This window comes from Stenotrophomonas maltophilia (genome assembly GCF_002799155.1).
In the GTDB taxonomy this organism is placed as follows: Bacteria; Pseudomonadota; Gammaproteobacteria; order Xanthomonadales; family Xanthomonadaceae; genus Stenotrophomonas; species Stenotrophomonas maltophilia_R.
In genome coordinates, this window is the sequence record NZ_NERD01000002.1 from 2645638 (window position 1) to 2666252 (window position 20615).

Consider the following 20615-nt stretch of genomic DNA (forward strand, 5'->3'; position numbering starts at 1 on the left):
GCTCAAACCCGCGCCAGCAGGCGCACGGCACGCGGTTCGGCCACGGCCACCAGCAGGCGCTCCAGCGCCAGCCAGGCATCGCCGTCGGCCCGTCCCTTGGCGATGCGGTCGACCAGACCCGCTTCGGCCACGAAGCGTTCCCAGCGCTTGCTTTCCGGGTGGCGCTGCAGCGCGCGCTTGTAGGGCGCCTGCCGCGATTCCCAGATGCCACGCGATTTCATTTCAGCGGCCAGGTTGCCGCCACGGGCCTGCACGCGGGCCAGGGCCGCACCGGCAAGCAGTTCACGGATCACGATCGGCATCAGTGCGGCCACCGCCTCGCCTTCGCCGCGCAGGCCAGCCAGCATGCGCAGCACGGCCGGCGGCTGGCCGGAGAACGTGGCCTCCACCAGCCGGAACACGTCGTAGCGGGCGGCGTCAGCCACCAGCGATTCCATCCGCTCCACATCCAGCGGCTGGCCATCGGCCAACAGCGCCAGCTTGTCGATTTCCTGGGCAGCGGCCAGCAGGTTGCCCTCCACCCGCTCGGCCAGGCGCTGCACGGCGGCCGGGTCGGCACGCAGGCCCTTGCCGCGCAGGCGCCGCTCGATCCAGTCCGGCAGTTCGTGCGGCTTGATCGCCCAGGCCACCGACAGCACGCCGATGCGGCTGACCGCCTCGGCCCATTTGCCCTGATGGGCCTTGCTCCATTCATTGGCGGTGATCATCAGCACCACGTCCGGCGCCGGATTGGCGCAGAACTGGCTGATCACCTCGGCGCCGTCCTTGCCCGGCTTGCCGCTGGGCAGGCGCACCTCCACCAGGCGGCGGGCGCTGAACAGGCTGGGCGCATTGAAGCTGGCGTCGAGCTGGTTCCAGTCGAAATCACGCCCATCTGCGTCGAAAACTTCGCGTTCGCCGATACCCGAGGCCCGCGCGCGCGCGCGGATGGCATCTGCCGCCTCCAGCACGCGCAGGGTTTCCGGGCCTGCGATCAGGTAGACCGGCGCCAACGCGGTGTCAGCGCCCTGGCTGGCCAGCTGCTCCGGACGCAGTTCCATCGCCGCTGCCGCTCAGTGCTTGACGTCGGCGGCCGGTTCGGCCGGCACCGCACCCTCGATCGGCTTGGCCTTCGGCGCGGACAGGCTGCCACCCTTCTCGAGCTCGGCGCGGACCACGCTGTCGATGCGGCGGATGATCGAGGCGGACATTTCCCGGCGCAGCTCCGTGGCCAGGATTTCGCGTTCGGTGGTGGTACCGGTGGCGTCGGTCGGCGGCGACACGTAGTCGCGCGACAGTTCGATCACCTGCTGCGGGACCAGTTCGCTGCCATCCTCGCGGCGGAAGATGAAGATCACCGCGTAGCGCAGGCTGTATTCCTGTGCGCGGCCCTGCGAGTCGATGGCGATCGGCAGGTCACCCCAGCGCTCGGACAGCACCTGCAGCTGGGTACTGGGCCCCTTGCTGTCCTCATCGGCCAGCTTGGCACCGGAGGCCAGCAGGCTGCGGTTGAGCAGCTTGACCAGTTCACTGTACGGGGCGGTGGAGACCACCTTCACCGGGGCGGTGTCGGTCGGCAGCATCAGCTTGTTGCGCAGATGGAAGCCGCAGCCGGCGAGGCCGAGGACAAGAACGAGGGCAAGCAGGATTCGGGTCATGGAGACAGTCTGGCGGAGCCGGGCGATCACGGCAACACACAGCGTGCCCGACGCCGCGTGAATGCAGGGCCATCAGGCAACCGGCCCTGCTTCTGGAAACGCACCGGCCACCGCGCGGGTGACCGGTACGGGGGGACATCAGGCAGCGACGATGTTCACGATCTTGCCCGGCACGATGATGATCTTGCGCACCGTCAGGCCTTCCATGAACTTGGCCGCGTTGGGTTCGGCCAGCGCCAGCGCCTCGACCTGCTCGCGCGCGGCATCGGCCGCCACCTCGATGGTGCCGCGCAGCTTGCCGTTGACCTGCACCGCCAGGGTCAGCGCATCGCGCACCAGCGCGCTGCTGTCGGCCTGCGGGAACGGCTGGTCTTCGAGCAGCGTCTCGCCGTGGCCCAGCACCTGCCACAGGGCATGGCTGGCGTGTGGGGTGATCGGGTTGAGCAGCAGCACGATGGCCTGCAGCGCTTCCTGGCGCACCGCACGGCCCTGCTCGCTGCCGTCATCGAACTTGGCCAGCGCGTTCATCAGCTCCATCACCGCAGCGATCGCGGTATTGAAGCTGTGGCGGCGGCCATAGTCGTCACCGACCTTGCCGATGGTTTCATGGGTCTTGCGGCGCAGCGCCTTCTGGTTGGCATCCAGCACGGCGGCATCCAGTGCCGGGGCGGCACCGTCGGCGGCATGCTTCTGCACCTGTGCCCACAGGCGGCGCAGGAAGCGGGCCATGCCGTCCACGCCGGCTTCGTTCCACTCCAGCGACTGTTCCGGCGGCGCGGCGAACATCGAGAACAGGCGCACGGTATCAGCGCCGTACTTGTCGACCATCGCCTGCGGGTCCACGCCGTTGTTCTTCGACTTGGACATCTTCTCGGTGCCGCCGACCACCACCGGCTGGCCGTCGGCGATCAGGGTTGCGCCGGTGATGCGGCCGCGCTCGTCGCGCTGCACTTCCACATCGGCCGGGTTGATCCAGTCCTTCGAGCCATCCGGGTTCGGGCGGTAATAGGTTTCGGCGATCACCATGCCCTGGCACAGCAGGTTGCGCGCCGGTTCGTTGCTGTCCACCATCCGCGCGTCGCGCAGCAGCTTGTGGTAGAAGCGGAAATACATCAGGTGCAGGATCGCGTGCTCGATGCCACCGATGTACTGGTCCACCGGCAGCCAGTAGTTGCCGCGCTTGTCGACCGCATCACGGGCACCCGGGGAGGTGTAGCGGGCGTAGTACCAGCTCGACTCCATGAAGGTATCGAAGGTGTCGGTCTCGCGCTCGGCCGCACCGCCACATTCCGGGCAGGTGGTCTTGCGCCATTCCGGGTCGGTCTTGATCGGCGAACCGGTACCCGAGAACGCCACGTCCTCCGGCAGCACCACCGGCAGCTGTTCTTCCGGCACCGGCACCGCACCGCACTTGGCGCAGTAGATCACCGGAATCGGGCAGCCCCAGTAACGCTGGCGGCTGACGCCCCAATCGCGCAGGCGGTAGTTGACGCGGCGCTGGCCCTGGGCCTTACGCTCGAATCGTTCAGCCAGGGCTTCGAAGGCGCCCTGGAAGTCCAGGCCGTCGAACTCGGCCGAGTTGACCAGCTCGAAGGCACGGCTCTTGTCGCTGTACCAGTCCTGCCAGCGGCTGCCGTCCCAGTTGCGCTCTTCTTCGGTGCGCGCATCCTTCAGCGCGATCACCTGCCTGATCGGCAGGCCGTACTTGTTGGCCACTTCGTTGTCGCGCTGGTCATGGCCCGGCACGGCCATTACCGCACCGGTGCCGTAGCCCATCAGCACGAAGTTGGCGACCCACACCGGTACCGGCTCGCCGGTGACCGGATGCAGCGCGCGCAGGCCGGTGTCCATGCCGCGCTTTTCCTGGGTTTCCAGTTCCGCCTCGGACACGCCGCCCTGCTTCAGGTCGGCCAGCATTGCGGCCAGTTCCGGGTTGTTCTTCGCCGCATGCAGCGCCAGCGGGTGCTCGGCGGCGATCGACACGAAGGTCACGCCCATCACCGTGTCCGGGCGGGTGGTGAACACGCGCAGCGGGTCCAGCGCACTGCCGTCGACATCGCGCACGTCGAACTGGATTTCCAGGCCTTCGGAACGGCCGATCCAGTTGCGCTGCATGGTCTTGACCGAATCCGGCCAGCCGTCCAGCTCGTCCAGGCCATCCAGCAGTTCCTGCGCGTAATCGGTGATGCGCAGGAACCACTGCGGGATCTCGCGCTTCTCGACCAGGGCGCCGGAGCGCCAGCCGCGGCCGTCGATGACCTGCTCGTTGGCCAGCACGGTCTGGTCGACCGGGTCCCAGTTCACCACGGCGTTGCGGCGGTAGGCCAGGCCCTTGCGCATCAGGCGGGTGAACATGCGCTGCTCGTGGACGTAATAGTCCGGACGGCAGGTGGCGAACTCGCGCGACCAGTCAACGGCATAGCCCATGGCCTTGAACTGGCTGCGCATGTGCTCGATGTTCTTGTAGGTCCAGGCCGCCGGCGCGGTCTTGTTCTTGATCGCGGCGTTTTCCGCCGGCAGGCCGAACGCGTCCCAGCCCATCGGCTGCAACACGTTGTGGCCGGTCATGCGCTTGTAGCGGCTGATCACGTCGCCGATCGTGTAGTTGCGTACGTGGCCCATGTGCAGCGCACCGGACGGGTACGGGAGCATCGACAGGCAGTAGTACTTCGGCTTGTCCGAGGTCTCGTCGACTTCGAAGGCACGGGTGGCGTCCCAGTACTGCTGGGCGGCGGATTCAACCTGCTGCGGGTCGTAGGCGTTGGTTTCAGCGCTGGTCATGGAACACGCGGATGCGGCGGCAAAGCGGTACAGCGTACCGCAGTGCGGCAAACGTCTCCAATCCTGCCTGCGGCGCGCCGGCGCCCCGGCACCACGGAATGCGTCTCAGCGCGGGCGCGACAGCGGCAATGCCACCGCCAGCCAGACCAGCCAGCAGGCGAACGCGAGGCGTTGTGCCATCGGCGCCGGCAGCGTGCCCTGCAAGGCAAACGCCGCCAGCGCGGCCAGCACACCGCAGGCCAGGGCCAATGCGCCGAAGGCACGGCCAAGCGCCTGGCGCAGATGGGACACGCCCAGCAGCACGGTGCCGGCGACGAAACCCAGCACCCAGATCATCCAGGCACTGGCGTGCAGCTGACTGGCCGGCCCGTGCAGGTCGTCCACGTCCAAGGGCAGCAGCCCCATCGCGGCAAAGGCCAGCCCGGCCAGCAGCAGCATCTGGCTGCCGACCCGTGGCGCCCAGCCGGCGGTGGCCGGCAGACTGCGACGCAGGCGTTCAGCCACCGCCGCCGCCAGTAGGCCGGGCAGCACAAAACCCAGCAGATTGAAGGCCAGCGCATGCGGTACGCCCTGCGCGCCCAGCAGCGCCACCGGGTGGCGGGCCTGCGCGTAGCCGTCCAGGCCGGCACCGAAGCCGGCCACGGCCAGGACGAATACAACTGCAGCAAGCAGCCCCAACCAACGATCAAGCCGGACCACGGACATTGCGCGCAATCACCCGGAAAGGAATGGACCCCGGCATTGTCGCGGCAGCGACGCGATGCGCCAAGCGCCGCGCATTTTCAGAGAAATTCGATGTCCGTGGTTCTCTCCTCCCACGATGCTCCCTGCATGGCAATCCCGCCATGCAGGGAGTTCCCCGTGATCCAACGCATCCTCATCGCCGCCGCACTCAGCCTGGGCCTGGCCACCACCGCCCACGGCGCTGATTTCAACTGCTACGCCAAGGTCGGCCCCGCCAGTGCCGCGCAGAACAGCAGCACCCTGATGGGCAGCGTCAGCGCTGCCGGCCTGCAGGCCGCCGAGGCCGAGTACTTCCGACGCACCTCGACCACCAAGCCGGTCAGCTCCGGCAAGTGGGTGATCCACGAGCTGTACTGCGTGCCGCGCTCCTGAGGATGTCACGGCGGGCCTGCAGGCCCGCCCCCTCCCGGGCGCACGCGTGTGATGGCAGGGTTGAGACCGACATCGATCGTCACCATAGAATCGGTCTCCAGATGCCAAGCGATGCCCCCCCCATGACCGAGACGACCTACGTATTCGACGCCACCACTGCGACCTTCGAGGCCGAAGTCCTGCAGAAGTCGCTGCAGACGCCGGTGCTGGTCGACTTCTGGGCCACCTGGTGCGGGCCATGCAAGACCCTGGGCCCGATGCTGGAAAAGCTGGCTGCCGAGTACAACGGTGCCTTCGAGCTGGCCAAGGTCGATGTCGACAAGGAACAGCAGATCGCTGCGGCCTTCCAGATCCGCTCGGTGCCGACCGTGTTCCTGGTCAAGGGGGGCCAACTGGTGGACGGCTTCCCCGGCGCCATTCCGGAAGGCCAGCTGCGTGAGTTCCTGGCCCAGCACGGCATCGCGCCGGCCGATGTCGGCGACGCCGCCGCCGAGGATGACGCCCCGCTGGACCCGCAGGCGCAGGTGGACGTACTGCGCGCGCAGATCGCCGCCGAACCCGACAAGGACGAGCTGAAGCTCGACCTGGCCCTGGCCCTGCTGCAGATCGGCGGCGTGGACGAGGCCGGCACCCTGATCGACGGCCTGCCGGCCAATCTGGCCACCGACGACCGTGCCGTGCGCGCCCGCGCCCGCCTGGCCTTCGCCGCCGCGCTGAAGGATGCCCCGGCGGCCGAGGTGCTGGAGGCACGCATCGCCGCTGATGGCAGGGATCTCAAGGCCCGCCACCTGCGCGGCGTGCAACTGCTGCTCGGCGGCCATGACGAGGCCGCGCTGGCCCAGTTCCTGGAAATGCTGCGGATCGACCGCGGATTCGAGGAAGGCCTGCCGCGCAAAGCCTTGATTGACGCCTTCAATGTGATCTCCGACGAGGACCTGGTGGGCCAGTACCGCCGCAGGATGGCCTCGCTGCTGTTCTGAACGGGATCCCGCTCCGTTCAGAATCCCTGCACTGAACGCGGGCAATAATGCGCGCGCTGGCGGCCATGCGGTCGCCACGATCCGTTCGGGGGGATGAGGTCGGGGCCATGGGGTCTTGCAGCTGCACCCCCGCATTGCCGGGATTGCAAACTGTGACCGTCGTCCGCTCTTTGTCGTTCGCCATGCGTTTAACGGGCGCCCTGCTCTGCGCCCTCTTCCTGCTGCCCGCCATCGCCGGCGCCCAGGACTGGAACTACCGGGTCCGGCCCGGCGACACCCTGTGGGACCTGGGTGGGCTGTACCTGAAACCCTCGGTACGCTGGCAGCAGCTGCAGCAGCACAACCGCATCGACAACCCCTACCAGTTGCCGCCAGGCCAGCTGCTGCGCTTTCCGATCAGCTGGCTGCGCACCGAGCCGGCGCCGGCACGGGTGCTGTCCGTGCGCGGCAAGGTCGAGCTGTCCGGTGCCGATGGCACCGCGACCCGTGCGCTCCAGGCCGGCGAGCAGCTGCATATCGGCGACACCGTGGAAACCGAGGGCGATTCCAGCATCACCCTGGAATTCGCCGATGCCTCGCGCCTGCAGCTGCGCGAATACTCACGCCTGCGCCTGGACCAGCTGAGCCGCTATGGCCACACCGGCATGGTCGATACCCGCCTGCGCCTGCAGCAGGGACGGGCCAGCAACCGTGTGACCCCGGCGCGCGGCCCGGCCTCGCGTTACATCATCGATGCGCCCACCGCGACCAGCAGCGTGCGCGGCACGGTGTTCCGGGTCAGCGCCGGAGATGCCGGACACGTCGGCGCCACTGAGGTCCTGCAGGGCAAGGTGCAGGTCGGCAATCCCCATGGCCAGCGCCTGGTCCGGCCAGGCCAGGCCACCCGCAGCAGCAGCGTGGATGCTGCCCCCACCACAGTCTCGGCACTGCTGCCGGCGCCAGTGCTGCGCAATGACGAGCTGCGCCTGGCACCGCTGCCTACCGTGCTGGCCTGGGACCCGGTCAATGGCGCCGACCACTACCGGGTGGAAGTGGTGCAGGCGGCAACGCCGGAGATCCTGCTGTTCGCCGCCACCACCGCCGACACCCGGCTGGCGATCGGCGACCTGCCGCCCGGCCAGCTGCGCATCCTGCTGCGCGCGGTCGACATCCAAGGCGTCGAAGGCCTGGATGCCAGCGCCGATTTCGAGCTCAGTGACCAGCCTCCGCCGCCGCTGACCGTATCGCCGCTGCATGGGCAGACGATCAACAGCGACCGCCCGCGTTTCCGCTGGAGCCAGGCCCCCGGTGCGCGCAGCAGCGTGCTGCAGATCGCCGCCGAACCCAGCTTCCGGCAGCCGCTGCAGGAGCAGACCACCCAGGCGACCGACCTGCGCCTGGCGCAACCGCTGCCGCCCGGCCAGTACTACTGGCGCGTTGCCTCGCGCGATGGCGAAGGCCACCAGGGCCGTTATGGCCAGGCCCTCCCGCTGCAGCTGAGCAATGAGCCGGTGGACCCGGCGCTGCAGCCCCCCGAGGCCGCGCATGGCGAGCTCACCCTGCGCTGGCAGGCCGGCAGCGAAGGCCAGCGCTACCGGGTTCAGGTGGATCGTCGAGGCGACTTCAAGGCCCCGCTGGTCGATGAAACCGTGGCCCAGCCGCAGGTGAGCTTCAAGCGCCCATGGAGCGGCACCCTGCACGTACGCGTGCAGTACATCGACGATGACGGCCACGCCGGCGAGTTCTCTCCTGCCCAACAGATCCCATTGCCATGCCGCCTGTGCTACGGCGCCGGTGGCGGGGCCCTGCTGCTCTGGTTGTTGTTGTGAGGCGCTCGCCTTTGCCATGGTCGAAGCGGATCCTGCTGGCCCTGCTGGCCGGCGTGCTGACCATCGTGGCCAGCCAGGGCCAATGGCTGTGGCGACAGGACGAGGCGGCCTATGACGCGCTGGTCGGCAACTGGGACTACCGCCCGGACCCGAGCGTGCTGATCGTGGCCATCGACGAAGGCAGCCTGCAGCGTATCGGCCAGTGGCCCTGGCCGCGCTCGGTGCACGCTCGCCTGCTGGACCGCCTGACCGATGCTGGCGCCGAACGCGTCGCGCTGGACCTGATGCTGTCCGAACCCGACCGTCGCGACAGCCGCCAGGATGACGCGCTTGCGGCCGCCATCCGGCGCAATGGCCGGGTGGTGCTGCCGGTGCTGGCCGCGCCTGCAGCCGGCGACCGCATGGCCGAGGAAATGCTGCCGATCCCGCAGATCGCCGCCAGTGCCGCCGCGATCGGGCACACCGATGTCGAGGTGGATGGTGACGGCGTCGCCCGCGGCGTCTATCTGCATGCCGGTATCGGCCAGCCGCATTGGCCGGCGCTCGGCCTGGCCCTGGCCGACCTGCCTGCGGGTGCGGTACGCGGCCTGCCCGATCCCGACCCGGAACTGGGCTCGCCCTATCAATGGCGTCGCGACGATTACGTTCGCGTGCGCTACGCCGGCCCGCCCGAGAGGCTGCCGCAGGTGTCCTATGCCGACGTGCTCGATGGCCACGTGGACATGGCGATGCTGCATGGCCGTCGCATCGTGGTCGGCATGACAGCCAGCGGCATTGCGCCTCGCCTGCTGACCCCGACTACCCGCGAATTCTGGATGAGTGGCAGCGAATACCAGGCCAACATCACCTCGATGCTGCTGCAGGACAAGCAGATCGATGTGCTGCCTCACGCGTGGCAGCACGCCATCAGCGGCGTGCTGGTGGCGCTGTGCGTGATCCTGCTCGGCCTGCGCCTGCCCTGGCTCGCCGCGTTGTGCTCGTTGCCGATGCCACCGCTGCTGAGCTGGCTGCTGCTGCGCACGGCAGACCTGTGGTGGGCACCGGCCAGCGCGATGCTGGGCGTGGCACTGGCACTGCTGGTCTGGGCGGTGTGGCGGATCTCGGCCTGGCATCGCCAGGCCAATCGCGATGCCCTGACCGGCCTCGGCAACCGCCTGCGTTTCGAACAGTCACTGCAACAGGAATGCGATGCCGCGCGGCGCAGTGGCAAGCCATTGAGCCTGGCGCTGATCGACGTTGACCATTTCAAGCGCCACAACGATCGTCACGGGCATCAGGTCGGCGACCGCGTGCTGCGCGATGTCGCCCGCCTGATCGGCGCGCATGCCCGGCGCCCGCGCGACATGGCGGCACGCTACGGTGGCGACGAATTCGCACTGGTGCTGCCGGATACGCCGGCCGAGGGCGCGCGCCGGGTGATCGAGGACCTGATCGCCTGCGTGCGAGCACTGCCGGCGCCGGGCGATGGCAGCGAGGACGCTGTCACCCTCACCATCGGTGTATTCACCCGCGTGCCCGACGGTGACCTGCAACCACACCATTTCGTGGAAGGCGCCGACACCGCCCTGTACCAGGCCAAGGCCAACGGCCGCGATGGATACGTGATCGACGGCGGGACGTGACCCACCCCGGGTACAACATACGCATACGAATGGTTAGACTGGGCACCTCGCCTCGCGCCCCTGACCCGCATGAACGCCCGCCTGTTCCGTTTCGGCATCAACCTCTGGCCGCCGTTCCTGTTCACCGGCATCCACGTCACCCGGATCACGCCCGATTACCGGCAGATCGACGTGGAGCTTCGGCTGCGGCCCTGGAACCGCAATTACGTGGGTACGCATTTCGGCGGCAGCCTGTTCGCGATGACCGATCCGTTCTGGATGCTTGGCCTGCTGCACTTCCTCGGCCGTGACTACTATGTGTGGGACCGCGCCGGTGCGATCGATTTCCTCAAGCCTGGGCGGGGCACGGTGCGCACCTCGTTCCGCATCGACGATGCATTGCTGGATGAACTGCGTGCCGAAGCGGCTGGCGGCGAAAAGGTGCTGCGCTGGTTCAGCAACGATGTCGTCGACGAAAGCGGCGACGTGGTCGCCCAGGTACGCAAGCAGGTCTACCTGCGATTGAAGCCGCACGCACGCTGATCCAGCACGCGGGCGCTATCCTCCCTCCTGCCATGGAGGCTGCGATGCGCCCGAATCCGCTTGCCACACTGCTGGGCACTCTGCCCTCCGAGCCCACGCACGCCCGTCCGGGCATGCGCTGGCAGTGCAGGACCAGCGGCTGATACCGCGCCGGGACAATCCGGTAATGAGCGGCCCGCTCGAAGATGGCGGCGTCAGCATCCAACGCAGCCCCCTGGAAATACGCTGTTTTCATTCGCCAGCGCGGGACGCTGGTCAATGGGCGCGACCGCCTTCACCTTCCGCTGGCAGCCGCTGCTCAGTCGCGCGCAGCGCTAGCCGGGGCGTTCTCCATCACCAGCGGCACCGACAGCCATGGGCTCTCTTCGCTGCTACGCGACGGTGACCGCCGCGGCACCTGCAGGCGGCGGCCATCGGCCGACAACTGCGGTGCCCGCACCGGGGAGCGGAATTGCGCAGGCAGGCGCGGCAGCGCCGCCACCGGGTCCTCCGCCTGCTGCCGCAGCCAGCGCTGCGCGCCGATCAGCCGTACCATCGCGGCGGCATCCTGGGTCCGTGACGAATAGGCGGGATAGACCGGGCCGGCGATATCGGTCAGCACGCATCCCATGATGTTCGACAGGCAGCCGAAGTCATGCGGCGGCGGCGCTGGCACCGGCAACGGGCGATCCGCTTCCAGCGCCACCATGGCCGCCGCGTCGCAGGCCCAACCCAGATTGCCCGCCGCGCGTGCCAGGGTGCTGCGGCGATCCAGCACCAGCACACCGCCGAATTCCTGCGCCGAGGTTTCGATCGCGACCCGGCTCATCGCGTACTCACCCTGCATCGCCCGGCACAGGCTCTGTTCGGCAGCCAACATCGGCTGCATCGCTTGCTCGCATTCCGCTGGCAACGAATGGTCGGCCGGCAGTTCAACCAGCATGTCGGCCAGCAGCTGGGCGTTGGCCTGCACCAGGCTGGCACCGATGATGCTCTCCACCAGGTAGCTGCCGCCCGTCACCAGCCTGCGGCCCAGCTGCAGCCCCCGGCAACTGCCACGCAGCGCACCGTCGACATCGCCCTGCACATAGGCCAGCGCGCGTGCGCTGGTGGCATCGAGCAACAGGCCGTACGTTGGCATCGGCACCAGGATGCCATCGCCCGTGGGCCGGAACGGCGACACGAAGTGGTCCGCATCGGCCAGCTGGTCCAGTCGCGCATGCAGCTGCTGGTGGCCAGCATGGGCATCGATGAAGCGCTGCGGATCGGCGCGCACCTGGCCCAGGCAGTCGCTGGCGGTCGGTCCGCAACTGGCCGCCGGCCGTGATCGCAGCTCGTCGTGGTCCTCCGCCAGCTGCGGGCCGGCGCCGCCACTGCCGCGCGGGTCCGCCTCCCAACGCTGCACATCGCGGGCCAACGCCTGTTCGCGCTGGCGCGCATCGAGATCGTCGAACGCGAGTGTCCACAGCAGCGCAAAGCCGTTGTGGCCGTGGGCAGGCAGGCGGGCCTGCAAGCGCTGCTGGGCCTGCAGCCACGCGTCCGGCACCGGCCACATGCGCGAGGCGCACCACACCACCATGGCCAGCAGCAACAGGCCTGCCAGAATCCAGCCCAGTCCGCGCAGAATCTTCAACACAGCTTCCCTTCCATGTGCCGTTACCGCAGTCGTTTCCCCAGCGTAATCGACCGGCCGCGACCGCTACAATGCGCCCATGTCGCTCGAAGCCCCCGCCCTGGTCCCCCGCCCCTCCCTGCAGCGCCTGTTCCTGACCGGCCTGCTCACCCTGCTGCCGATCTGGCTGACCTGGGTCGTGGTCAAGTTCGTGTTCGTGCTGCTGTCGGGCATTTCCAGCCCGTTGGTGGTGCCGCTCTCCGAGCAGATCGCGACCAGCTTCCCGCATTACCTCGGCTGGGTCCGTGCCGAGTGGATCCAGAACACCATCGCCCTGCTGGCCACCCTGCTGGTGATCTTGGCGGTAGGCGTCGCCAGCCGCCGCGTGCTGGGCCAGCGCCTGCTGCGCTGGGTCGGCGCGGTCATCAAGCGCATTCCGCTGGCCAGCATCATCTACGACAGCGCCAAGAAACTGCTGGACATGCTGCAGACCGAGCCGGGCAGCACCCAGCGCGTGGTGCTGATCGACTTTCCGCACCGCGACATGAAGTCGGTCGGGCTGGTCACCCGCGTGATCAAGGAACACGGCACCGACCGTGAACTGGCCGCCGTATACGTGCCGACCACACCGAACCCGACGTCGGGCTACCTGGAAATCGTGCCGGTCGAGCTGCTGACCCCGACCGACTGGACCGTCGACCAGGCCATGAGCTTCATCATTTCCGGCGGCGCCGTGGCACCCGCCAGCGTACCGTTCACCCGCGCCGGCGATCGCGCCGAATGACTGCGGCGCCGATCGAGCGCCCGTTGCAGGACCGCGCGGTCCTGCTGTTCATCGTGCTGGCCGCGTTCTTCTGCGGCAATGCGGTACTGGCCGAACTGATCGGGGTGAAGATCTTCGCCCTGGAAGACACCCTCGGCATCGATCCGCTGAACTGGAACCTGTTCGGCCAGACCGGTTCGCTCAGCTTCACCGCCGGCACCCTGCTGTGGCCGGTGGTGTTCATCATGACCGACACCATCAACGAGTTCTTCGGCAAGCGTGGCGTGCGCTTCATCTCGTGGCTGGCCGTGGTGCTGATCGGTTATGGCTTCCTGTTCGCCTTCGCCGCCATTTCGCTGGCGCCGGCCAGCTGGTGGGTCACCTCGATGAACGGTCACGGCGTGCCCGACTACCAGGCCGCATTCGCAGCGGTGTTCGGCCAGGGCATGTGGACCATCGCCGGTTCGCTGGTGGCCTTCCTGCTCGGCCAGCTGATCGACGTAGCGGTGTTCCATCGCATCCGCCAGGCCACCGGCGAACGCCACGTGTGGCTGCGCGCGACCGGCTCTACCGCGGTCTCGCAGGTGGTGGACAGTTTCGTGGTGATCTGGATCGCCTTCGTGCTCGGCCCGCAGCACTGGCCGACCTCGCTGTTCCTGGCCGTCAGCAGCGTGAACTACATCTACAAGATGGGTTTTGCGATCGCATTGATTCCGCTGCTGTACCTGATGCGACGTGCGATCACCCGCTATCTCGGCGCAGACAGGGCCGCCGCGTTGCGCGCCGCCGCCGCGGCTGACTGAAGCCCCAGCGACGGCAAGCTGACTGCGCCTTCACGCTGGCCGTAGGCGGCCGGATCGTGCAAGCTCCACGGTCTGTGTTCCACGGAAGCCCCTGATGCCGCATCCCACCCGCGCCCTGGCCGTCGCCATTGCCGCGTTGTTCCTGTTCAGTGCCGTGCCGTCGGCCGAGGCCGCGAAGAAGAAGGCCAGCCGCCCCGCCGCCGCGCAGACCCGTCAGGCCGCCAAGCCCAAGGCCCGGCCCGCCCGCGCCACCGCGCCGGCGCGTGGCAGCTCGGCGCGACGCGCCACCCCGCGTCCGGTCGCACCGGCCCGTGCCGTACCCAAGCAGGTGCAGCTGGAGCGCCTGTATGACGAATACTGGGATGCCTCGATGCGGTTGAATCCGCTGCAGGCCACTTTCCAGGGCGAGGCCCGCTACAACGACCAGCTGCCCAACATCCTGTCCGCCGCCTGGCGCCAGCAGTCGCACGACTTCACCACAGAGTGGCTGGGCAAGGTCGAGAAACTCGGCAGCGATGGCCTGCAGGGCCAGGACCTGCTCAGCTACGAGATCTTCGTGCGCGACGCACGCGCCTCGCTGGCCGCCGAGCGCTACCCCAGTTGGATGATGCCGATCAGCCAGTACTACAACATCGGCAGCATCATGGCGATTCTCGGTGCCGGTGCCGGCGCCCAGCCGTTCAACACCGTGCAGGACTACGACACCTGGTCGCGCCGTTCGCTGGGCATTCCCGGGCTGTTCGACCAGGCCATCGACAACATGCGCCAGGGCATGAAGGCCGGCGTGGTACAGCCGCGCGACCTGATGGAAAAAGTGCTGCCGCAGCTGGATGCAGTGATCAAGCCGACCGCCGAGGAGAGCATCTTCTGGTCACCGATCCGCACCATGCCCACTACCATCGCGGCCGAGGACAAGGCGCGCATCAGCGCCGAGTACAAGCGCATGATCGAACTGCGCATCATGCCGGCCTACCGCGCCCTGCGCGGCTTCATTGCCACCGAATACCTGCCCGCCACGCGCGCCAGCAGCGGCCTGGGCGCGCTGCCCGATGGCCAGGCCTGGTACGCCAACCTGATCGTGCAGACCACCGCCAGCGACCAGAGCGCCGCGCAGCTGCACGCGCTGGGCGAACAACGCGTGCAGGAACTGCAGGCCCAGATCGCCACGGTGATGAAGGATGCCAAGCTGCGCGGCACGCCCACCAAGCTGCTGCGCAGCATGCGCAATGACCGCCAGTTCCAGTACGGCGATGCCAACGCGCTGCTCAATCGCTACCGCCAGGTGCAGCAGCAGGTCAACGCACGCCTGCCGCAGGTGCTCGACACGCTGCCCAAGTCGACGCTGGACGTGCGCGCAGTGGAACCGGAGCGTGCGCTGACCGCCGCCGCAGCGGCCTATCAGCCGTCGGCGGCCGGGCAACCGGGCGTGCTGTACGTGAACACCCGCGACCTGCCCAGCCGCAAGCGCTGGAACGTGCCGGTGCAGTACCTGCATGAAGCGATCCCCGGCCACCACGTGCAGCTGGGCCTGCAGCAGGAGCTGGCCAAGCTGCCGCGCTTCCGCCGCCTCGGTGGCGATCTCGCCTTCGTCGAAGGCTGGGGCCTGTACGCCGAAACGCTGGGCGAAGACCTGGGCATCTACACCGATCCCTACGACCGCATCGGCTACCTGTACTCGCGCCTGCTGCGCGCCGCCCGCGTGGTGGCCGATACCGGCGTGAACGCCCAGGGCTGGAGCAAGCAGCAGGCCGTCACCTACCTGCAGAAAACCGTGGATATGAGCAGCGACGACGCCAACGCGGAAGTCGAGCGGATCATGGCCCAGCCCGGCCAGGCGCTGTCCAACGTGGCCGGCCTGACCACCATCGTGGCCCTGCGCGACAAGGCCAAGGCACGCCAGGGCGCTGCCTTCGACCTGCGCCGCTTCCACGCCGAACTGCTGAAGGACGGCTCGATGCCGCTGGACGTGCTGGACCGCAAGATGGAACGCTGGATGGCGCAGCCGGCCAGCGCCTCGCCCGCGCCGTCACCCTGACCCTTACGGAGCCGCCATGCGCCCTGCCGCCGCCTTGTTTGCCGTCGTGCTGGGCCTGCTGCCGCTGGCCACCTCTGCCGCACCGGTGCTGACCCCACCGGATGCGGGCATCGACGGCCTGATGCGGGCCTACGACGGCCAGGTGCCCGGCGCCGCCGTTCTGGTGCTGCATGACGGGAAACCGGTGTTCCGCCGCGGCTACGGCCTGGCGGTGGTGGAAGACGGCACCGCGGTCACCGCGGCCAGCAACTTCCGGCTGGCCTCGGTCAGCAAGCAGTTCACCGCTGCGGCGGTGTTGCTGCTGGTGGAGGATGGCCGGCTCGGGCTGGATCAACCTGCCCGGCACTGGCTGCCCGAACTGCCTCCGGCTGGCGCCGGCATCACCATCCGCCAGCTGCTCTCGCACACCAGTGGCCTGCTCGATTACGAAGACCTGATGGACCCGGCCAACAGCCGCCAGGTGCACGACGCCGATGTGCTGACCCTGCTGTCGCGCCAGGACCGGCTGAACTTCGCCCCCGGCACGCAGTACCGCTACAGCAACAGCGGCTATGCCCTGCTGGCACTGATCGTCGGTCGCGCCTCCGGGCAGGACTTCGCAGCCTTCCTGCAGCAGCGCATCTTCCGCCCGCTGGGCATGGCCCACACCGTGGCCCACCAGGACGGCGTCGATACCATCGCCGCACGCGCCTATGGCTACAGCTGGATCGATGGCCGCTGGCAACGCACCGACCAGAGCACCACCAGCGCCGTGCTCGGCGATGGCGGCATCTATTCCTCGCTGGACGACCTGGCCCGCTGGGATGCGGCGCTGTACGACGACCGCCTGCTGTCGAAGGCCTCGCGCCGCGCGATGTTCAGCCCGGCCACGGCAACACCCGAACCGGACGTGCCGCACTACGGCTTCGGCTGGCGCCTGAATGGCCCGGTGCAATGGCACAGCGGCGAGAGCATCGGCTTCCGCAACGTGATCGTGCGCCATCCGGAGAAGCACCTGACCGTGATCGTGCTGACCAACCGCAACGACCCCGAACCCTATCCGCTGGCGCTGAAGATCGCCCAGCGCTGGCTGGACACCCTGCAATGACCCGCGATGCCGACGCCCTGCTGGGCATTCACCACGCTGCACTGATCTGCAGCGACTACGCACGTTCAAAAGACTTCTACGTGCGCATCCTCGGCCTGCGCGTGCTGGCCGAGAACCACCGCAGCGCGCGCGCCTCCTGGAAACTGGACCTGGCCCTTCCGGACGGCAGCCAGCTGGAACTGTTCTCCTTCCCTTCCCCCCCGCCCCGTCCCAGCCGCCCGGAAGCCCAGGGCCTGCGTCACCTCGCGTTCCGGGTGGCCACGCTGGAGCCATTCATCCAGCGCCTGGCCGCGCATGGCGTGGTGTGCGAACCGATCCGCGTGGACGAGTACACCGGCCGCCGCTTCACCTTCTTCGCCGACCCCGACGACCTGCCGCTGGAGCTGTACGAGGTCGGTTGACCCCGCATTCCCACGGAATCCCGCCGCTGCCGTTGCTGTTGCCTCTGCAGGTGCAGGGCGCAGCCCTGCAAAGCCCCCCTTCCCCATACCCAGCCGAATGGGTATACAGTCGACCCGTACCGGCACCGTGCCGGAATGAACCCTGGGAGGGGACCATGCGCAACACCTTCAAGACCCTGCTGCTGGCACTGCCGCTGTGCCTGGCCGCCCTGTCGGCCCAGGCCGCCGACGGCGCCGCCGGCCGCTGGAAGACCATCGACGACAAGACCGGCAAGGTGAAGTCGATCGTCGAGATCACCCAGGCCGCCAACGGCACGCTGACCGGCAAAGTGGTCGACATCCTGCACTCGGACAAGGGCCCGAACCCGGTCTGCGACGGCTGTGAAGGCGCCAACAGGAACAAGCCCGTGAAGGGCATGACCATCCTCTGGAACCTGAAGGCCGACGGCACCAACAAGTGGTCCGGCGGCACCATCCTCGACCCGGCCAACGGCAAGACCTACAAGTCGAAGATGGAACTGCAGCCCGGCGGCACCAAGCTGGACGTGTCCGGCTGCATTGCCTTCATCTGCCGCGCGCAGACCTGGCAGCGCGAGTAAGCGCCCCGGCCCCCGCTTCATCCCCGTGACCCGGCCCCGGCCGGGTCACCTCGTTGCGGGCATGCGATACTCTGCGGTTCCCCTCGGCTTCACCCCGCGACCATGACCCGTACCGCGCTCGTCACCACCGCCCTGCCCTACGCCAACGGCCCGCTGCATCTGGGCCACCTGGTCGGCTACATCCAGGCCGACATCTGGGTGCGTGCGCGGCGAATGAGCGGCGGCAAGGCCTGGTTCGTCTGTGCCGACGACACCCACGGCACGCCGATCATGCTGGCCGCGGAAAAGGCCGGGGTCACCCCGGAAACCTTCATCGCCAACATCCAGGCCAGCCACGAACGTGACTTCGCCGCCTTCGGCGTGGCCTTCGACCATTACGACTCGACCAACTCGGCGGCCAACAAGGCGCTGACCGAGCAGTTCTACCTGAAGCTGGAAGCGGCCGGCCACATCAGCCGCCGTTCTGTGGCGCAGTTCTACGACCCGGCCAAGGGCATGTTCCTGCCCGACCGCTACGTCAAGGGCATCTGCCCGAACTGCGGCAGCCCCGACCAGTACGGCGACAACTGCGAAGTCTGCGGCGCCACCTATGCGCCGACCGACCTGAAGGAGCCGCGTTCGGTCATCTCCGGTGCCACGCCGGAACTGCGCGATTCGGAGCACTTCTTCTTCGAGGTGGGCCACTTCGATGCGTTCCTGCGCGAATGGCTGGCCGGCGATGTCGCCCTGCCGGGCGTGAAGGCCAAGCTGGGTGAGTGGCTCAATGCCGAAGGTGGCCTGCGCGCGTGGGACATCTCGCGCGACGCACCGTACTTCGGTTTCCAGATTCCCGGCCAGCCGGGCAAGTACTTCTACGTCTGGCTGGATGCGCCGATCGGCTACCTGTCCAGCTTCCAGACCCTGTGCGGCAAGCTCGGCGAAGATTTCGAAGCGCACCTGCGCGCCGGCACCGCCACCGAGCTGCACCACTTCATCGGCAAGGACATCGTCAACTTCCACGGCCTGTTCTGGCCGGCGGTGCTGCACGGTACCGGCCACCGCGCGCCGACCCGCCTGCACGTCAACGGCTACCTGACCGTGGATGGCGCCAAGATGAGCAAGTCGCGCGGCACCTTCGTGATGGCCCGTACCTTCCTCGATGCCGGCCTGGAGCCGGAAGCGCTGCGCTATTACTACGCCGCCAAGTCTGGCGGCGGCGTCGACGATCTCGACCTGAACCTGGGTGACTTCATCGCCCGCGTCAACGCCGATCTGGTCGGCAAGTTCGTCAATCTGGCCAGCCGCTGCGCCGGCTTCATCAGCAAGCGCTTCGACGGCCTGCTGGCCGCGCAGCTGCCCGATGCGGCGCAGTATCAGCGCTTCGTCGATGGCCTGGCGCCGATCCGTGAAGCCTACGAACGCAACGACCCGGCCGCGGCGATCCGCCTGACCATGACCCTGGCCGACGAAGCCAACCGCTACATCGACGACGTCAAGCCGTGGGTCATCGCCAAGCAGGAAGGCGCCGACGCGCAACTGCAGGCCGTGTGCAGCCAGGGCCTGAACCTGTTCCGCGTGCTGGTCACCGCACTGAAGCCGGTGCTGCCGGCCACCGCCGCGCAGGCCGAGGCCTTCCTCGCCGCGCCGGCCAACGACTGGACCGACCTGGTGCAGCCGCTGCTGGGCCACCGCATCACCGACTACACCCCGCTGTTCACCCGTATCGACCCGAAGAAGATTGACGCCATGATCGACGCCTCCAAGGACACCCTGCAGCCGGCCGCCGCTGCCGCCCCCGCCGCCAAGACCGAAGCGGCCAAGCCGGCCGCACCGGCACCGGCCAAGGACGACGCAAAGAGCGCCGATGCTTCGGCCTACATCGGCATCGACGATTTCGCCAAGCTCGACCTGCGCATCGGCAAGGTGCTGGTGTGCGAGTTCGTGGAAGGTTCGGACAAGCTGCTGCGCTTCGAACTGGACGCCGGCGAACTGGGCAAGCGCCAGATCTTCTCCGGCATCCGCGGCAGCTACGGCGAGCCGGAAACGCTGGTCGGCCGCAGCGTGGTGTTCATCGCCAACCTGGCTCCGCGCAAGATGCGCTTCGGCCTGAGCGAAGGCATGATCCTGTCGGCCGGTTTCGACGGCGGCGCACTGGCGCTGCTGGACGCCGACAGCGGCGCACAGCCGGGCATGCCGGTGCGCTGATGCCTGCAGCGGGCGTGGCCACCGCCGCGCCCGCCGGCAGCACCGGCCACCGGAGGCAACGCGATGGGAAGCAACGGAATGGAACTGGCGCTGTTCGACTTCGACCACACCGTGACCACCTGCGATACCTATGGCCGTTTCCTGCGCCGCGTGGCCACCGCCGAACAGCTGGCGCAGGCGTGGTGGAAGGTCGGCCCGTGGCTGGCCGCGTACAAGCTGAAACTGATCTCGGCCGAACGCATCCGTGCACGCGTCACCCGCCTGACCTTCAGCGACCGCCACAGCGATGACATCACCACGCTGGCGGCCGGCTTCTCGCGTGAGTTCCTGCCCGAGGTGGTGCGTCCGGAAATGCTGGAGCAGATCCGCTGGCACAAGGAACAGCAGCACACCGTGGTGATCGTGTCCGGCTCGCTGGACCTGTACCTGCGGCCATGGTGCGAACAGCTGGGCCTGCAGTTGATCTGCAACCGGCTGGAGAGCCAGGACGGCCGCCTGACCGGTCGCTATGCCGGTGGCGACTGTGGTCCGCGCAAGGTCGAGCACATCCGTCGCCAGTTCGATCTGTCGCGCTACGTGCGCATCCATGCCTACGGTGACAGTTCCGAAGACAAGCCGATGCTGGCGCTGGCTCACGAGCGCTGGTTCCGCGGCAAACCCCTGAAGTAACCCCGACGCGCAGCCTT

General features: G+C 68.2%; 18 protein-coding genes. 13 read left to right on the forward strand and 5 right to left on the reverse strand.

Annotated elements, in window-relative coordinates; translation table 11 throughout:
• Positions 1–2: 2 nt before the first annotated feature.
• The 4 genes from holA to B9Y82_RS12925 form a co-directional block, all read right to left on the reverse strand.
• Entirely contained in the window at positions 3–1040 is a 1038-nt protein-coding gene (gene holA / locus B9Y82_RS12910; RefSeq protein WP_100473522.1) for a DNA polymerase III subunit delta, read from the reverse strand.
• Positions 1041–1052: 12 nt separating this feature from the next.
• Entirely contained in the window at positions 1053–1637 is a 585-nt protein-coding gene (gene lptE, locus B9Y82_RS12915) for an LPS assembly lipoprotein LptE (RefSeq protein ID WP_100473523.1), read from the reverse strand.
• 138 nt (positions 1638–1775) lie between these two features.
• Positions 1776–4418 carry a leucine--tRNA ligase gene (gene leuS, locus B9Y82_RS12920; RefSeq protein WP_100475232.1) on the reverse strand — a complete coding sequence of 881 codons (2643 nt, stop codon included), beginning with the start codon at positions 4416–4418 and terminating at the stop codon, positions 1776–1778.
• A gap of 105 nt (positions 4419–4523) precedes the next feature.
• Complete coding sequence (locus B9Y82_RS12925) at positions 4524–5123, reverse strand: DUF998 domain-containing protein (protein WP_100473524.1); 600 nt, start codon at positions 5121–5123, stop codon at positions 4524–4526.
• Between the two features lie 156 nt (positions 5124–5279).
• On the opposite strand from B9Y82_RS12925, the gene B9Y82_RS12930 reads away from it, so the two are divergent.
• From B9Y82_RS12930 to B9Y82_RS12950, 5 genes are all read left to right on the forward strand, one after another.
• Positions 5280–5534: a hypothetical protein gene (locus B9Y82_RS12930; RefSeq protein ID WP_100473525.1), complete on the forward strand. Its 255-nt coding sequence runs from the start codon at positions 5280–5282 to the stop codon at positions 5532–5534.
• 122 nt (positions 5535–5656) lie between these two features.
• Positions 5657–6514: a thioredoxin gene (gene trxA, locus B9Y82_RS12935; RefSeq protein ID WP_100473526.1), complete on the forward strand. Its 858-nt coding sequence runs from the start codon at positions 5657–5659 to the stop codon at positions 6512–6514.
• Positions 6515–6621: 107 nt separating this feature from the next.
• Positions 6622–8322: a FecR family protein gene (locus tag B9Y82_RS12940; RefSeq protein WP_100473527.1), complete on the forward strand. Its 1701-nt coding sequence runs from the start codon at positions 6622–6624 to the stop codon at positions 8320–8322.
• The gene (locus tag B9Y82_RS12945; protein ID WP_100473528.1) at positions 8319–9944 is read left to right on the forward strand and encodes a CHASE2 domain-containing protein; all 1626 of its coding nucleotides are present in this window, start codon (positions 8319–8321) and stop codon (positions 9942–9944) included. Before B9Y82_RS12940 ends, B9Y82_RS12945 begins: the two co-directional genes overlap by 4 nt.
• A gap of 69 nt (positions 9945–10013) precedes the next feature.
• On the forward strand, positions 10014–10466 hold the full coding sequence (locus B9Y82_RS12950) for a DUF4442 domain-containing protein (protein WP_100473529.1): 453 nt from the start codon (positions 10014–10016) through the stop codon (positions 10464–10466).
• Between the two features lie 298 nt (positions 10467–10764).
• On the opposite strand, the gene B9Y82_RS12960 is transcribed toward B9Y82_RS12950, so the two are convergent.
• Entirely contained in the window at positions 10765–12081 is a 1317-nt protein-coding gene (locus tag B9Y82_RS12960; protein WP_100473530.1) for a hypothetical protein, read from the reverse strand.
• Between the two features lie 76 nt (positions 12082–12157).
• Between B9Y82_RS12960 and B9Y82_RS12965 the strand changes: the two genes are divergently transcribed.
• The 8 genes from B9Y82_RS12965 (at position 12158) to B9Y82_RS13000 (ending at position 20598) form a co-directional block, all read left to right on the forward strand.
• A complete protein-coding gene (locus tag B9Y82_RS12965; RefSeq protein WP_100473531.1) occupies positions 12158–12841 on the forward strand; it encodes a DUF502 domain-containing protein in 684 nt (227 codons plus the stop codon).
• Entirely contained in the window at positions 12838–13623 is a 786-nt protein-coding gene (locus tag B9Y82_RS12970; RefSeq protein ID WP_100473532.1) for a queuosine precursor transporter, read from the forward strand. The genes B9Y82_RS12965 and B9Y82_RS12970 overlap by 4 nt, the downstream gene beginning before the upstream one ends.
• Before the next feature lie 94 nt (positions 13624–13717).
• Entirely contained in the window at positions 13718–15658 is a 1941-nt protein-coding gene (locus B9Y82_RS12975) for a DUF885 domain-containing protein (RefSeq protein WP_100473533.1), read from the forward strand.
• Positions 15659–15674: 16 nt separating this feature from the next.
• Complete coding sequence (locus B9Y82_RS12980; RefSeq protein WP_100473534.1) at positions 15675–16745, forward strand: serine hydrolase domain-containing protein; 1071 nt, start codon at positions 15675–15677, stop codon at positions 16743–16745.
• On the forward strand, positions 16742–17146 hold the full coding sequence (gene gloA2 / locus B9Y82_RS12985) for an SMU1112c/YaeR family gloxylase I-like metalloprotein (protein ID WP_100473535.1): 405 nt from the start codon (positions 16742–16744) through the stop codon (positions 17144–17146). The genes B9Y82_RS12980 and gloA2 overlap by 4 nt, the downstream gene beginning before the upstream one ends.
• A gap of 155 nt (positions 17147–17301) precedes the next feature.
• Entirely contained in the window at positions 17302–17745 is a 444-nt protein-coding gene (locus B9Y82_RS12990; protein ID WP_049421044.1) for a DUF2147 domain-containing protein, read from the forward strand.
• Positions 17746–17847: 102 nt separating this feature from the next.
• Positions 17848–19929 carry a methionine--tRNA ligase gene (metG, locus tag B9Y82_RS12995; RefSeq protein ID WP_100473536.1) on the forward strand — a complete coding sequence of 694 codons (2082 nt, stop codon included), beginning with the start codon at positions 17848–17850 and terminating at the stop codon, positions 19927–19929.
• A 78-nt stretch (positions 19930–20007) separates the two neighbouring features.
• The gene (locus B9Y82_RS13000) at positions 20008–20598 is read left to right on the forward strand and encodes an HAD family hydrolase (protein ID WP_075677000.1); all 591 of its coding nucleotides are present in this window, start codon (positions 20008–20010) and stop codon (positions 20596–20598) included.
• The last annotated feature ends 17 nt before the right edge of the window (positions 20599–20615 follow it).

Excerpts from the sequence above, each read along its gene's own strand:
- lptE (WP_100473523.1), bottom strand. The coding sequence starts at position 1,637 with ATGACCCGAATCCTGCTTGCCCTCGTTCTTGTCCTCGGCCTCGCCGGC.
- B9Y82_RS12980 (WP_100473534.1), top strand. The coding sequence starts at position 15,675 with ATGCGCCCTGCCGCCGCCTTGTTTGCCGTCGTGCTGGGCCTGCTGCCG.
- B9Y82_RS12950 (WP_100473529.1), top strand. The coding sequence starts at position 10,014 with ATGAACGCCCGCCTGTTCCGTTTCGGCATCAACCTCTGGCCGCCGTTC.
- trxA (WP_100473526.1), top strand. The coding sequence starts at position 5,657 with ATGACCGAGACGACCTACGTATTCGACGCCACCACTGCGACCTTCGAG.
- gloA2 (WP_100473535.1), top strand. The coding sequence starts at position 16,742 with ATGACCCGCGATGCCGACGCCCTGCTGGGCATTCACCACGCTGCACTG.
- B9Y82_RS13000 (WP_075677000.1), top strand. The coding sequence starts at position 20,008 with ATGGAACTGGCGCTGTTCGACTTCGACCACACCGTGACCACCTGCGAT.
- B9Y82_RS12940 (WP_100473527.1), top strand. The coding sequence starts at position 6,622 with ATGGGGTCTTGCAGCTGCACCCCCGCATTGCCGGGATTGCAAACTGTG.
- metG (WP_100473536.1), top strand. The coding sequence starts at position 17,848 with ATGACCCGTACCGCGCTCGTCACCACCGCCCTGCCCTACGCCAACGGC.
- holA (WP_100473522.1), bottom strand. The coding sequence starts at position 1,040 with ATGGAACTGCGTCCGGAGCAGCTGGCCAGCCAGGGCGCTGACACCGCG.
- B9Y82_RS12925 (WP_100473524.1), bottom strand. The coding sequence starts at position 5,123 with ATGTCCGTGGTCCGGCTTGATCGTTGGTTGGGGCTGCTTGCTGCAGTT.
- leuS (WP_100475232.1), bottom strand. The coding sequence starts at position 4,418 with ATGACCAGCGCTGAAACCAACGCCTACGACCCGCAGCAGGTTGAATCC.
- B9Y82_RS12965 (WP_100473531.1), top strand. The coding sequence starts at position 12,158 with ATGTCGCTCGAAGCCCCCGCCCTGGTCCCCCGCCCCTCCCTGCAGCGC.
- B9Y82_RS12970 (WP_100473532.1), top strand. The coding sequence starts at position 12,838 with ATGACTGCGGCGCCGATCGAGCGCCCGTTGCAGGACCGCGCGGTCCTG.
- B9Y82_RS12975 (WP_100473533.1), top strand. The coding sequence starts at position 13,718 with ATGCCGCATCCCACCCGCGCCCTGGCCGTCGCCATTGCCGCGTTGTTC.
- B9Y82_RS12990 (WP_049421044.1), top strand. The coding sequence starts at position 17,302 with ATGCGCAACACCTTCAAGACCCTGCTGCTGGCACTGCCGCTGTGCCTG.